The sequence below is a fragment of the Bacillus sp. L_1B0_5 genome (genome assembly GCF_000836715.1).
In the GTDB taxonomy this organism is placed as follows: Bacteria; Bacillota; Bacilli; order Bacillales; family Bacillaceae_G; genus Bacillus_A; species Bacillus_A thuringiensis_S.
Genome location: NZ_JXIS01000086.1, coordinates 1 through 12,907, shown reverse-complemented (window position 1 = coordinate 12,907; position 12,907 = coordinate 1). Strand labels below are relative to the sequence as shown.

Sequence of the window (12,907 nt, the reverse complement as noted above, 5' to 3'; positions counted from 1 at the left end):
TGAAAAGTAAAGGGAGGGAAGCACGTTGATAGATGCATTAGATGTAATGAGTAACTTGGATAAAGTCCTTCCTTATTATCAAGCTATTTTTAGTGCTGATGAGCATACTGTAATTGGATATGAAGTAGTAGGACGTATTCAAACAGAAGAGGGCATACAAAGTTTAGCTTCTTTCTTTCACGATGATTCGATTCCAAGTGAATTTCAACTGGAAGCGGATAACATTATAGTAGAAAAAGCTTTAAATCGTTATTTAGAAAGCGATCAAAAATTATTATTATTTATACATCGAAATGCTAATGTATTAATGAATGATGATGATGAAAGCTTGCTTCAACTTTTATTGAGGTATGAAGAACAAGGTTTAAATTTAAAACAAATTGTTTTAGAGATTACAGAGCATGAATGTAAAGAAGATATAGAGCAATTTAATCATTTGCTTATGTATTATCGTACATATGGTATTCAAATTTCGATTAATAAAGTCGGAACGGGCACAAGTAATTTAGAGCGTATTAGCGTGTTAGCACCTGATATTTTAAAAGTAGATTTAACGAACTTAAGGCAAACAGCACTTTTACAATCTTATCAAGATATTTTATATTCTTTATCATTACTTGCTAGAAGAATTGGTGCAACCTTGTTATATGAAGAAATAGATGCTTTTTATCAACTGCAATATGCTTGGAAAAACGGTGGAAGATATTATCAAGGTAATTATTTGAAAGAATGTTTACCTGATTTTATTGAAACGAATGTTTTGAAAGAGCGACTTGGTAATGAATGTCATCAGTTTATTCAGCATGAAAAGAAGAAGTTACAAAAAATTTATAATTTAACAGAGATGTTACGCGATCGAATTGGCGATGTTTTATCAAAACAAAAAAAGAATGAAGATATAAATAATTGGTTATTACAATTTAGTCAAAGTGTATCACAGTGTAGTTTTCGTATATTTATTTGTAATGAAGATGGTTTCCAACAATCAGGAAATGTTATGAAAAAAGATGGAGAATGGATTGTGATGCCGGATTATTATATGAAGAACTGGAGTTGGCGCCCGTATTTTCTCGAGAATATCATGAAAATGCGTTTTGAGAATAAGGCGAGGCTTTCAGATTTATATGCAGATATCGAAACGGGTGAAATGGTACGAACATTTTCTTTCCCGATTGATGATGACAACTTTTTATTTATAGATTTATCTTATGAATATTTATATGAAGAAGATGTTTTATTTTAATGCACGAAGAGATTCGTGCATTTTTTGTTTGTTTTTATCATAAATTGGTAATAGTGAAAATGGTGATGAAAATGCTGTCTATCGTTGTAAAGATTTTACGAACGAAATCTGTCCTTTCTTTGCATAATCATTGTTACAATGAATACTACAAAGACAAGTTCTTTTAAAAGGAAGGTGAAAAAATGAGGAAATATGGAATATGGCTTGTTCTATTTGTATGTGTTGCCTTTCTAGTTGGTTATAGTGTTACGACTGTTTTAGGGAAAGAGGAAGTGGAAGTTGATCGGAAAGAAGTATTTACAACGATACAAAAAGGCTATGAAACCCAATTTTCAATTCGTGGGAAGCATTTGCCGATGAATAAGATGATAGAGACGTTATCACCGTATTTTACAGATAATTTCCTTCAAGTATTTACAGATGAAAATAGCAGAAGTGATAAACAAAGTGGTGAATATTTACTTCCGGCAAAAGAAGCACCGTTTTCTTTTAATTCAGAAACGAAAATGTCGTATGATGAAGAACATAAAAATTTATATGTATATGAGCGGACAAAAAGTGGGCAATATCAAATTGTAACATTAAAAAGGGATCAAGATAAATGGAAGTTAGCAGGATATCATGAAAGTCAGGAACTTTTAACTGAAATAAAAAGGTTGCAACAATTATAAAGTGAAACTTTTAATTAGTGGGAGGGAGTACTCTCTCATGTAACTTTTTGACTTTAGCTAAATTTTGGGTGGGAGTTTTACTACCTACAAATAGCGGGATAAGAATAGGAATAGGTATTTACCTATTCCTATTCTATATTGAGTAGTTGTTGTAACTTTTCAATTTGAAAACCTGCAACTACTTCGCCATCAATTACGACTGTTGGAGTTGAATAGGAATCATAGTCGTATAAAAGACGATTGCGAGCAGCAGCGTCTTTTTTTACGTCAAATTCTTCATATGCAACGTTATTATGCTTCAAAAATTCTTTCACAATAACACATGGCGGACAATCGGGTTGTGTATAAACCTCAATTTTTTTCATTGTAATTCCTCCTTTTTTCTGTTTTTTATTATATTCTTCCAGTATAAAAACCGCAATAAAGAAGGGGAAATATGTTCTTTCTGTTTTTTCCTTCGCATTTCGACAAATTTTTAGTTGAGTTTCTGGCCAATAACCTTTATCCTAGAGTGTGGAACATTTTTTCTGTTATGACGGATAGAATGAGTATAGCTGTAAAACCTATTGGTAGGAAGATCAGAGAAAGGAGAGATTTCATGTCTCTACTCCAAGGAATTTTAACTCGACTTGTTAGTCTACAAGAACAAGCTGAAAGCGGTGAAGTAGCACAACGCTATTTTGAAGTGAACGGTGAGCGCAAATGTAGCGTGAAATTTTTCGATAAAAGTGAAATGTATGAGTTAGAAGTGTATCAACAAGGTGAAAAACCTCAAGTGTACCAATTCGATAATATCGACATGGTTGCAATTGAGATTTACGATATCATTTCTTGATACATATAAAAAAGGTACTGCCATATGGCAGTACCTTTTTTAGTTCTATTACTTTCTAGCGTAATGTATAGAAGTTTTTTATTTTTCCTACAATGGTATTAAAATGAAAATTAATCCGTGCAAGTTTGCCTATCCATGTGGATAAGTAGTCCCGCCAACCGGGTGAATATGTGAAGCTAAACTTCTCACAATTGCTGGGTTCTGCAAATAGCGGGAGAAATATAACTAGGAGGTTATCGTATGGAACGTTTACCAGTTGTGATTTGTCCTAATTGTCAAAGTTCTGCTGAGATTATTCATGTATTAACGGCTCAATCTAATCAAAATGTAATTTATACGTGCCAAGTTTGTCACTTTGTAATTCGAAATATTGAAACGAATAAAGGATAGGAAGTTATAATTTTAGTTTTTGTCCCATACAATGAGAATACGAAAAGTCTGTCTAATTGAAAGGACGTGACTCTGTGGACGGTGCACATAAATTTTACAATGTTTCAGAGAGACATTTAAATTTTGATATGGTCTTTAACCGTATTTGTAGTTTCATTGAAAAGGATCCACGAAATTTATATCGATTATCCATTGGGACAGACTCGCAAGCACATCAAAAGGATACGAGGTTTATTACAGCAATCCATATTCATCGTGTTGGAAAAGGCGCTTGGGGGTGTTTACACCATAGATCAGTAAAAGATAAGCCAGCAACTTTACGTGAGAAAATATATTTAGAAACGCAGTTTAGTCAAGAAATCGCATGTCTATTTACGCCTACTCATATACAAACAATATGGGAGTTATTGCATCCTTATGCTCAAGATGGGGCTGGATTCATAATGGAAATTCATTTAGACATTGGGAATGATGGTTTAACAAAAGAATTTATTTTAGATATGACAGAAAAAATTCGAGCGATGGGATTAACTGCAAAAATTAAGCCGGATGCTTATGCGGCGTTTAGCTATGCAAATCGATATACGAAATGATTTTTTGTATGTTTACGATTGTTACATATCTTTTAGTAAAAACTGAATATTACATCTATTAAATGAGTTAAATTTTTTATATAATAAGAGTAACGATGCGAGTGTAAGGAGAGGGGTATATGCAAAGGGAAGTTGTTTTAACGAAGGAAGAAGAAAGTTTACTACTAGATATTTTATTTCAGCAAAATTATGCAAGTGAAATTTTAGCTGTAGAACTTACAGATATTGAGAATGGTTTGAAACAGACAGATGTGATGCAATATAAAAAAATCACAAGGTTATTTTACAGATTAAAAAATAAAGGGTATTAAGCGCTACCGGAATGGTAGTCTTTTTTTTGTGCTGTATGCTAAAATAGCTGTGTGATTGTATTTTTATTGAAATAAATTTAGGACAAAATAATAATATGAAAACGCTGTCATAAAATGTGAATAGAGTTATGAACATAAGCAGGAAAAAGGGAAAATGGGGGATGTAATATGATTAGTATTCCGAAAGACGAATTTCAACAAATTCTTGTGAAGGATTTAATGATTTCATCGGAAAAAGTAGCTCATGTCCAAATTGGAAATGGTTTAGAACACGCTTTACTCGTTCTTGTGAAATCTGGATATTCGGCGATACCTGTTTTAGATCCAATGTATAAATTACATGGTTTGATTAGTACTGCCATGATATTAGATGGTATGTTAGGATTAGAGCGTATTGAGTTTGAAAGACTTGATGATATGAAAGTAGAGCAGGTGATGAAGGAAGATATACCTTTTCTTAAATTAGAAGATTCATTTGCAAAAGCTTTAGAAATGACAATTGATCATCCTTTTATTTGCGCTGTTAATGAAGAAGGATATTTTGAGGGGATTTTAACACGTCGGGCTATTTTAAAATTGTTGAACAAGAAAGTAAGACAACATAATCGATAACGTGAGAAAAGTGACTTCATAGAAACGAAGAAGTCACTTTTTTTCGTGCATATCACTTGTGTATGTATTATATTTAAAAAGACATAAAACATAAGGAAAGTTTGCGCTAGAAAATTGTATTTTCTGAATGAAAGCTTATTGAAATAAGGTGTATGGAAGCTAAGGAAAGAGGGAGAAAGTTGCAAATTGATGATTTTCAAATGATGGTTGTGTTAGCTCAGGAATCAAATATGAGAAAAGCGGCGGAACGTTTATTTGTTTCCCAACCTGCGCTGAGTCAACGATTACAATCTATGGAGAAACAATGGGGAATGAAGTTTTTTATTCGCTCACAAAAAGGATTGACAATTACACCTGAAGGGGAAAAAGTTGCAAATTATGCCAAAGAAATGTTGCAAAAAGAAGAGGATATAAAAAGTGAGCTAGCTGTTTTTAGAACGGAAACTCATGGAACGTTAAAAATAGCTGTTGCATCAGTTATTGGTCAATATTGGCTCCCTCCTGTTTTGAAAAAGTTTGTGCATAAATATCCTTCTGTAAAGATATCGCTGTTTACTGGATGGAGTAGTGAAGTGCAAAAGCAGTTTTATGAAGGAGACGTTCATGTTGCTATACTGAGGGGAACACAAGAATATAAAGGTCAGAAGCAAAAATTATTTGAAGATGAACTGTATTTAGTTGATAAAGAAATAAAAGATATTTCGATGCTAAAAGAAACAAACAGACCGTTCATTCAATTTAAAAGTGACTCGACTTATTATGGACAAATACAAAATTGGTGGTATGGTTTATTTTCTAATCCGCCTAAGCGAACGATTGTAGTTGACCAAATTGAAACATGCAAACAACTTGTTTTAAATGGTATAGGTTATGCCCTTTTACCTTCTACTGTTTTAAAGGAAGTACAGGAAAATATGTATAAAACACCTGTTCAATTGACAAGAGAAACATGGTTGTTAACAAGTGACTCGGCAAGGCAGTTGAAGCAAGTACAAGCATTTTTAGAAATTATAGAAGAAATTCAAAGGGAAAAATAAGATTATTATCTTGCTACTCGCTCTTTCGTTTGGTAGAGTAACATTATAAATGGATTTAGGAGGCAACAAGAATGAAAATGATGGACGCTAACGAAATTATTTCGTTTATTCAAAAAAGTGAAAAGAAAACTCCTGTAAAGGTATACATAAAAGGGGATTTAAAAGAAGTAACATTCCCTGAAACAGTACAAGCATTTGTGAATAAAAAATCAGGTGTATTATTCGGAGAATGGTCTGAAATTAAGACAATTCTTGATGAGAATAATAAGCACATCGTTGACTACGTTGTAGAAAACGATCGTCGTAATTCTGCAATCCCAATGCTTGATTTAAAAGGTATTAAAGCTCGCATCGAGCCAGGTGCTATTATTCGTGACCATGTTGAAATTGGTGACAACGCTGTAATTATGATGAATGCAACAATTAACATTGGTGCTGTAATTGGTGAAGGTTCTATGATCGACATGAACGCAGTACTTGGTGGGCGTGCAACGGTCGGTAAAAACTGTCACGTAGGTGCAGGTGCTGTACTTGCAGGTGTTATTGAGCCACCTTCTGCAAAACCAGTTATCGTTGAAGACGATGTAGTAATCGGTGCAAACGTAGTTGTTTTAGAGGGTGTTACAGTAGGTAAAGGTGCAGTTGTAGCAGCGGGAGCTGTTGTAACAGAAGATGTGCCTCCATACACAGTTGTTGCAGGTACTCCAGCACGTGTAATTAAAGAAATTGATGAGAAGACAAAAGCAAAAACAGAAATTAAACAAGAGCTTCGTCAATTAAACCCAGAGAAATAAAAAGTAAAAAAAGCGTAAGAGCGTAAATGGGCTCTTACGCTTTTTATAGATAGAGGTGCAAAAATGACAGTAAGCAAATTTGTCCAAATTCGTAGGGATCTACATAGAATTCCAGAAATTGGATTCAAGGAATGGAAAACACAACAGTATATTTTAGATTATATAGGAACACTTTCTCATGAATTTGTGGAAGTGAAGACATGGAAAACAGGTGTAATCGTTAAAGTAAATGGAAAAAATCCAGAAAAAATAATAGGTTATCGTGCAGATATAGACGGTTTACCAATTACAGAGGAAACTGGATATGAGTTTGCTTCTATTCACGAAGGAATGATGCATGCATGTGGCCATGATGTACATACAACAATCGGTTTAGGCCTTCTAACGAAAGCTGTGAGCGAAAGAATAGATGATGACCTTGTATTTCTATTCCAGCCAGCAGAAGAAGGACCAGGCGGTGCTCTTCCTATGTTAGAAAGTGAAGAGTTAAAAGAATGGAAACCAAATATAATTCTTGGTCTTCATATTGCACCAGAATACGCTGTAGGGACAATTGCAACGAAAGAAGGACTGTTATTTGCCAATACTTCAGAATTATATATTGATTTAAAAGGGAAAGGTGGCCATGCTGCCTATCCGCATACTGCAAATGACATGATTGTTGCAGCGAGTCATCTTGTTACACAGCTTCAATCCGTTATTAGTCGCAATGTAAATCCCCTTGATAGTGCAGTAATTACAATCGGGAAAATTACAGGTGGTACGGTTCAAAATATTATTGCAGAAAAATCTCGTTTAGAAGGAACGATTCGAACATTATCAGTGGAATCAATGAAGCGTGTGAAAAGCAGAATTGAGGCAATTGTTGCAGGTATCGAAGCTTCTTTCCAGTGCGAGGCGATTATAGATTACGGAGCAATGTATCATCAAGTATATAACCATGAAGAGTTAACGAGAGAGTTTATGCAATTTGTACATAAACAAACAGATATGAATGTTATTACATGTACTGAGGCAATGACAGGTGAAGATTTTGGTTATATGCTTCGAGAAATCCCTGGATTTATGTTTTGGCTTGGAGTAAATTCAGAATATGGTTTACATCATGCGAAATTAAAACCAGACGAAGAAGTGATTGAAAAGGCAATTACATTTTTAAGTCAATATGTAAAGTGGAAAGGGAATAGAAAATAAAACTCCCGCTTTCTTGAAGGTTCCAAAAAACTTTTTGTTCTGAGGTGTAAGTAACGCTCGTATAGATTGATTTTAGACATTTACATACAAATAAGAATAAAGTTAATTGGACTGTTTTAATAATGAGCAGGGGGGGGGGAGCCACTGCTCATTATTAATTATTTGACTAACTTATATATGTTTACTTTTAATATGAAAAGTGTGTAAAATCAATGTGAAACATAGAAAAAAGGGTGGGGAATTACGTGCAAATTAGCAGTGCGATTTTATGTTTCGTCTTATATGCGTATGTTATTATTGCGGCGGTTTATTTTGGGATAAGTTTTTATGCCTATCGTCTAGTAGATAATAATGAATATGACGAAACATACAAATGGGTGAAGAGATATTTATCACCTGTACTAGAAATTATGAATGGGTTTGTGCTCTTTTTATTTATTGGATTAATTGCTTTCTCAACGAGTTTAGTAGGGAATAAAACTACGTTATTTGTATTGGGTATCATTATTTTTATGTTGTTAGGAATAAGGATTGGTAATACGGTCTTTTGGAATGAAAGAAAAGTAGATGGTTGGACAGGAATGTTAATTCCGTGTATGTTAGCTGCAATCGTGACAAATATAGAACATGAATATTATCAATTACATTTTTGGCTCATTATCGTTTTAACAATTCTTTCTGTATTGTATATAAGCACAGTAGTACTAACATATATTGCACATGAAAAAGGAGATGTTAAAGGCACTCGTTTCTTTAGAGGACGGGCATTATTTTGGAGTGTGCCGACGATGGCAGTTATCGCGCTTATTGCGATATTGGTAAATGGATATCAATTTTCTAATTGGCAACTATTTTTAGAAAATTGGTGGATTTTTATCTTTTCGTTTATTGCTTTTTTAGGTGCCACGCATTATTTATTCCATCAACATCACTACATATGGGCGTTGTTATTTGCATTCATACAGCTTCTATTTGCCTTTTTTGGTCAAGAAACATTATTATTCGTTTTTGAAACATTTAGTTCGTTTGGAAATATATTTGTATTTGCTATGTTACTTGTTGGTATCGCTTTTTACTTGCAACAATATTTTTATATACAAAAACAAAAATAAGAGCTAATTACAGTTTTTGTGACGCATATAAAGTGTGTTACACTGAAAATAAATAGTACTTGAAGTTATTGGAGGAATTCCTGTGGGTGAGAAAGAAAAAGAGTTTGCTGTCATTGGACTTGGTCGCTTTGGTGGAAGTATTTGCCGAGAACTAGCTCAATTAGGTATGGAAGTAATGGCAATCGATTCAGATGAGGATAAAATTAATGAATTTGCAAATATAGCTTCGCATGCTGTAATTGCAGATTCAACAGATGAGATGGTATTAAAAAGCCTTGGTATTCGAAATTTTGATCACGTAGTCGTTGCTATTGGAGATAATTTAAATTCAAGTATTTTAACGACTTTGATTTTAAAAGAGTTGGGTGTAAAAAATATTACTGTAAAAGCTCAAAATGATTATCATGAAAAAGTGTTAAGTAAAATAGGTGCAGATCATATTGTGCATCCAGAGCGTGATATGGGAAAAAGGATTGCCAATAATATTGCATCAAGCAATGTGTTAGACTACCTTGAGCTTTCAGATGAGCATAGTATTGTAGAGATTATTGCGAATAAAAAAATTGATGGGCACTCTTTAATTGAATTAGATATTCGTGCGAAGTTTGGATTGAATATTGTAGCAATTAAACGAGGTAAAGAAGTTATCGTATCCCCTCGGGCTACGGAGAATATTCAAGCAGGAGATATATTAATTGTCATTGGTCATGACGATGAAGTGGATCGATTTAAACATTTTTTAAGATAAGAGAAAAGGACAATGCCTTCATGGCATTGTCCTTTTTCTTATATTTCCATAATGATTGGTAAAATCATTGGACGGCGTTTCGTTTTCTCATATAGGAATGGAGCTAATGTGTCTGTAATTTCATTTTTAATTTCAGACCATTGTGTTGTTTTACGCTCCATTACTTTTTCTAAATGAGTTGTAATTAATGTTTGTGCATCATTGATTAAATCGCTGCTTTCACGCATATAAACGAAACCGCGTGAGATGATATCTGGTCCTGCTGCAACTTTAAATTCTTTCATATCAATGCTTACAACTACAATTACAAGTCCTTCTTCAGAAAGGATACGACGATCTCGTAATACGATATTGCCGATATCTCCAATACCGTTTCCATCAATGTAGACCGAACCAGATGGGATTTTTCCAGCTACGCTAGCTTCATCCGAACGTAAAGCAAGAACATCGCCATTATCCATAATGAAGCAATTTTCTTCAGGGATACCACAATCATTTGCTATGTTCATGTGCATACGCTGCATACGATATTCACCATGAATTGGCATGAAGTACTTTGGTTTAATTAGACGTAACATTAACTTTTGTTCTTCTTGTCCACCGTGTCCACTTGTATGGATATTTGAAAGTTTCCCGTGAATTACATCAGCACCAGCGCGGTACAACATGTTAATTGTACGACTTACGCTAATTGTATTTCCTGGAATTGGTGAAGAAGAGAAAACAACTGTATCTCCAGGAATAATTTGAATTTGGCGGTGTGTACCGTTTGCAATACGTGAAAGTGCTGCCATCGGTTCACCTTGACTACCTGTACATAAAATAACAACTTTATTAGCTGGTAAGCGGTTTAGTTGAGATGCATCTATGAATGTATCTTTCGGGCAACGAATATAACCAAGGTTTTGTCCGATTTCAATTGCTGCTTCCATACTTCGACCAAACACAGCTACTTTACGGTTGTTTTCAACAGCAGCTTCAATAACTTGTTGTAAGCGATGAATATTCGATGCAAAGGTTGCGAATATAATCCGTCCGTCTACTTTACGGAAAATGTCTTGAATGCTATCACCAACGCGACGCTCAGACATAGTAAAGTTTGGAACTTCACTGTTCGTACTATCAGATAATAGACATAGCACGCCATCTTTACCGATTTCAGCCATTTTTGTTAAATCAGCTGGTTCACCAACTGGTGTGAAATCAAATTTGAAATCACCTGTATGAACAACTTGACCTTGAGGTGTTTTCACAACAACGCCGTACGAATCTGGAATACTGTGAGTTGTACGGAAGAAGGATACAGACGTTTTTTTGAATTTAATAACGTCATCTTCTTGAATTTCGTAAAGTTTTGCTTTACGAAGTAAGCCGTGTTCTTCTAATTTGTTTTTGATGAGTGCAATTGCTAATTTTCCGCCGTAAATCGGGATGTTCACTTGACGTAATAGGTAAGGGATTCCGCCGATATGATCTTCGTGACCATGTGTAATGAATAAACCTTTAATTTTATCTTCGTTTCGCACAAAATAAGTGTAGTCTGGTATTACATAATCGATTCCGAGAAGTTCGTCCTCTGGAAATTTAATTCCAGCATCAATTATAATAATTTCATCTTGAAATTGAACAGCGTATGTATTTTTACCGATTTCACCAAGCCCACCGAGAGCAAATACAGCAACTTGGTCGTTTTTTAGAAATTTCATATCGCTATACGATTTCCGCTAATGTTAAATCAGCGTTTTCTTTTTCATATTCAAGATGAGCACCAGTAACAGACTGAACGAACTCGATATTATATGCGAACTTATTTAATTTCTTACGAACATCCTTTTCAGACGTAGCCTCTAAATATAAAACTTTTGTATTTTCACGTACTGGAACCTCAGTTAATTTTTCTTGATAAAATACTTTAAAAATCATTTGGAAAACCTCTCCTTGTCTATGTTTTGCATTATCTGTTACTTATTATAAAGCAAACAGTCACGATTTTCATGTTTTTTCGAATGAGAATGAAGAAAAAGCCCGAAATGGGCACAATTTAAGCGATTGTCTTTTTACGGACCAGACCGTTTAAATAACGCTTGAGCTTTTTCTTCAGCTTCTTCAGCATGATTACTCCTTCCTTTCCTTATTTTAAACATGCATATTACTAGTGAAAATTCTATCTCTGATATAAGAGATAGGACAAAAGTGAATGGTGAGTCTTGTCCTATCCCATACAGTGAAAGTTATTCTATAGTAACGATTGGTAGCCGTTAGTTATAGGTATAGTATGAGGAAGAATGGAAAAGAAAATTCATCCGAACAAGTATCCACATGTTTTACTAATATATATATGCAAAGTTTGTAAATAAGGTCAGAAAGGGAACGCTTTCTTCACAGATGTTTAATATGTTATACTTTTTTTTAGAATTTGAAAAGTGATATTCAAAATAGGAATATAGAGTGCCAGAAAGGATTTTGACAAATGAATGATAAAATTGTCTTTTTTGATATTGATGGAACATTATTAGATCATGATAAAAAAATTCCGCAATCTACACGAGATGCAGTAAAACAGTTACAAGAAAAAGGCGTACATGTAGCAATTGCGACAGGGCGCGCGCCATTTATGTTCGAAGATATTCGCAAGGAACTTGATATACATAATTATGTTAGTTTTAATGGACAATATGTTGTCTTTGAAGATGAGGTAATATTTAATAATCCGTTACATCCAGATGCTTTACATAAGTTTACTCAGTTTGCAAAACAAGAAGGATATCCACTTGTATATCTTGACCATCAAGATATGAGAGCATCAGTGGAATATCATGATTATGTGAAAGAAGGCTTTGGAAGCTTAAACTTTGAGCATCCAGCATATGAGCCTAATTTTTATGAGGAACGTAATATTTATCAAACACTACTTTTTTGTGAAGTAAATGAAGAGGAAAAGTTTATTAATCATTATCCAGATTTTCATTTTATTCGTTGGCATGCATATTCAATGGATATCATTCCGAATGGTGGTTCTAAGGCAAAAGGAATTGAGAAATATATTGAAAAGTTAGGTTTTAATCGTGATCAAGTGTATGCATTTGGAGATGGATTAAATGATTTAGAAATGATCGAAGCGGTTGGCACAGGTATTGTGATGGGAAATGGCCATGAAGACTTGAAAAAACTTGCAAATCATGTGACAAAGGATGTTAGTGAAGACGGTATATATCATGGACTAAAGTGGGCTGGATTGCTATAAGTGAATATGGAACCCATTTCATAATAAAAAGGCGGAAGATTAACTTCCGCCTTTTTATCCCGCATTAACGTGCAGTAAGACCCCCACCTCGAAATGCAGCGAAAGCAAAGAAGTTAGGTGGGG

The 12,907-nt window shown here is 34.1% G+C and carries 16 protein-coding genes; 13 read left to right on the top strand and 3 right to left on the bottom strand.

The genetic code is table 11. From position 1 onward, the window contains the following. Window positions 1–25 precede the first annotated feature (25 nt). Window positions 26–1,243: an EAL-associated domain-containing protein gene (locus RT27_RS24090; RefSeq protein ID WP_016080443.1), complete on the top strand. Its 1,218-nt coding sequence runs from the start codon at window positions 26–28 to the stop codon at window positions 1,241–1,243. A 182-nt stretch (window positions 1,244–1,425) separates the two neighbouring features. Then, window positions 1,426–1,914, top strand: coding sequence for a DUF3993 domain-containing protein (locus RT27_RS24085; RefSeq protein ID WP_001233804.1), 489 nt, complete (start codon window positions 1,426–1,428; stop codon window positions 1,912–1,914). A 128-nt stretch (window positions 1,915–2,042) separates the two neighbouring features. Here the strand turns inward: RT27_RS24085 and RT27_RS24080 are convergent, their stop codons facing one another. After that, the gene (locus tag RT27_RS24080; protein WP_000717875.1) at window positions 2,043–2,279 is read right to left on the bottom strand and encodes a glutaredoxin family protein; all 237 of its coding nucleotides are present in this window, start codon (window positions 2,277–2,279) and stop codon (window positions 2,043–2,045) included. 233 nt (window positions 2,280–2,512) lie between these two features. Between RT27_RS24080 and RT27_RS24075 the strand changes: the two genes are divergently transcribed. From RT27_RS24075 to RT27_RS24035, 10 genes are all read left to right on the top strand, one after another. Then, window positions 2,513–2,749: a YkuJ family protein gene (locus RT27_RS24075; RefSeq protein ID WP_000055151.1), complete on the top strand. Its 237-nt coding sequence runs from the start codon at window positions 2,513–2,515 to the stop codon at window positions 2,747–2,749. A 240-nt stretch (window positions 2,750–2,989) separates the two neighbouring features. Then, window positions 2,990–3,139 (top strand): hypothetical protein, encoded by a 150-nt coding sequence (locus tag RT27_RS35360; protein WP_000440540.1) that lies wholly within the window; start codon window positions 2,990–2,992, stop codon window positions 3,137–3,139. Between the two features lie 74 nt (window positions 3,140–3,213). Next, the gene (locus RT27_RS24070; protein WP_000348489.1) at window positions 3,214–3,732 is read left to right on the top strand and encodes a ribonuclease H-like YkuK family protein; all 519 of its coding nucleotides are present in this window, start codon (window positions 3,214–3,216) and stop codon (window positions 3,730–3,732) included. A 119-nt stretch (window positions 3,733–3,851) separates the two neighbouring features. Continuing rightward, window positions 3,852–4,043: an antirepressor AbbA gene (abbA, locus tag RT27_RS24065; RefSeq protein WP_001188692.1), complete on the top strand. Its 192-nt coding sequence runs from the start codon at window positions 3,852–3,854 to the stop codon at window positions 4,041–4,043. A gap of 168 nt (window positions 4,044–4,211) precedes the next feature. Then, the gene (gene cbpB / locus RT27_RS24060; RefSeq protein ID WP_000623573.1) at window positions 4,212–4,655 is read left to right on the top strand and encodes a cyclic-di-AMP-binding protein CbpB; all 444 of its coding nucleotides are present in this window, start codon (window positions 4,212–4,214) and stop codon (window positions 4,653–4,655) included. A gap of 152 nt (window positions 4,656–4,807) precedes the next feature. After that, entirely contained in the window at window positions 4,808–5,692 is an 885-nt protein-coding gene (locus RT27_RS24055) for a LysR family transcriptional regulator (RefSeq protein WP_003261853.1), read from the top strand. Between the two features lie 71 nt (window positions 5,693–5,763). After that, window positions 5,764–6,486 carry a 2,3,4,5-tetrahydropyridine-2,6-dicarboxylate N-acetyltransferase gene (gene dapD, locus RT27_RS24050; protein WP_000783241.1) on the top strand — a complete coding sequence of 241 codons (723 nt, stop codon included), beginning with the start codon at window positions 5,764–5,766 and terminating at the stop codon, window positions 6,484–6,486. A gap of 63 nt (window positions 6,487–6,549) precedes the next feature. Next, the gene (locus RT27_RS24045; protein WP_000218671.1) at window positions 6,550–7,680 is read left to right on the top strand and encodes an N-acetyldiaminopimelate deacetylase; all 1,131 of its coding nucleotides are present in this window, start codon (window positions 6,550–6,552) and stop codon (window positions 7,678–7,680) included. Between the two features lie 245 nt (window positions 7,681–7,925). Further along, a complete protein-coding gene (locus RT27_RS24040; protein ID WP_001167320.1) occupies window positions 7,926–8,792 on the top strand; it encodes a hypothetical protein in 867 nt (288 codons plus the stop codon). Between the two features lie 82 nt (window positions 8,793–8,874). Then, entirely contained in the window at window positions 8,875–9,540 is a 666-nt protein-coding gene (locus RT27_RS24035; RefSeq protein ID WP_000504032.1) for a TrkA family potassium uptake protein, read from the top strand. Window positions 9,541–9,578: 38 nt separating this feature from the next. Here the strand turns inward: RT27_RS24035 and rnjA are convergent, their stop codons facing one another. Continuing rightward, window positions 9,579–11,246 carry a ribonuclease J1 gene (gene rnjA, locus RT27_RS24030; RefSeq protein WP_000670375.1) on the bottom strand — a complete coding sequence of 556 codons (1,668 nt, stop codon included), beginning with the start codon at window positions 11,244–11,246 and terminating at the stop codon, window positions 9,579–9,581. Window positions 11,247–11,250: 4 nt separating this feature from the next. Next, window positions 11,251–11,463 carry a DNA-dependent RNA polymerase subunit epsilon gene (locus RT27_RS24025; RefSeq protein ID WP_016080445.1) on the bottom strand — a complete coding sequence of 71 codons (213 nt, stop codon included), beginning with the start codon at window positions 11,461–11,463 and terminating at the stop codon, window positions 11,251–11,253. A 547-nt stretch (window positions 11,464–12,010) separates the two neighbouring features. Here RT27_RS24025 and RT27_RS24020 point away from each other — a divergent pair. Then, on the top strand, window positions 12,011–12,784 hold the full coding sequence (locus RT27_RS24020) for a Cof-type HAD-IIB family hydrolase (RefSeq protein ID WP_000998269.1): 774 nt from the start codon (window positions 12,011–12,013) through the stop codon (window positions 12,782–12,784). Window positions 12,785–12,907 lie beyond the last annotated feature (123 nt).

Bases quoted from the DNA above. Each gene is read 5' to 3' on its own strand.
- abbA (WP_001188692.1), top strand. From the start codon at position 3,852: ATGCAAAGGGAAGTTGTTTTAACGAAGGAAGAAGAAAGTTTACTACTA.
- dapD (WP_000783241.1), top strand. From the start codon at position 5,764: ATGAAAATGATGGACGCTAACGAAATTATTTCGTTTATTCAAAAAAGT.
- cbpB (WP_000623573.1), top strand. From the start codon at position 4,212: ATGATTAGTATTCCGAAAGACGAATTTCAACAAATTCTTGTGAAGGAT.
- RT27_RS24055 (WP_003261853.1), top strand. From the start codon at position 4,808: ATGGAAGCTAAGGAAAGAGGGAGAAAGTTGCAAATTGATGATTTTCAA.
- RT27_RS24085 (WP_001233804.1), top strand. From the start codon at position 1,426: ATGAGGAAATATGGAATATGGCTTGTTCTATTTGTATGTGTTGCCTTT.
- RT27_RS24020 (WP_000998269.1), top strand. From the start codon at position 12,011: ATGAATGATAAAATTGTCTTTTTTGATATTGATGGAACATTATTAGAT.
- RT27_RS24025 (WP_016080445.1), bottom strand. From the start codon at position 11,463: ATGATTTTTAAAGTATTTTATCAAGAAAAATTAACTGAGGTTCCAGTA.
- RT27_RS24045 (WP_000218671.1), top strand. From the start codon at position 6,550: ATGACAGTAAGCAAATTTGTCCAAATTCGTAGGGATCTACATAGAATT.
- rnjA (WP_000670375.1), bottom strand. From the start codon at position 11,246: ATGAAATTTCTAAAAAACGACCAAGTTGCTGTATTTGCTCTCGGTGGG.
- RT27_RS24075 (WP_000055151.1), top strand. From the start codon at position 2,513: ATGTCTCTACTCCAAGGAATTTTAACTCGACTTGTTAGTCTACAAGAA.
- RT27_RS24080 (WP_000717875.1), bottom strand. From the start codon at position 2,279: ATGAAAAAAATTGAGGTTTATACACAACCCGATTGTCCGCCATGTGTT.
- RT27_RS35360 (WP_000440540.1), top strand. From the start codon at position 2,990: ATGGAACGTTTACCAGTTGTGATTTGTCCTAATTGTCAAAGTTCTGCT.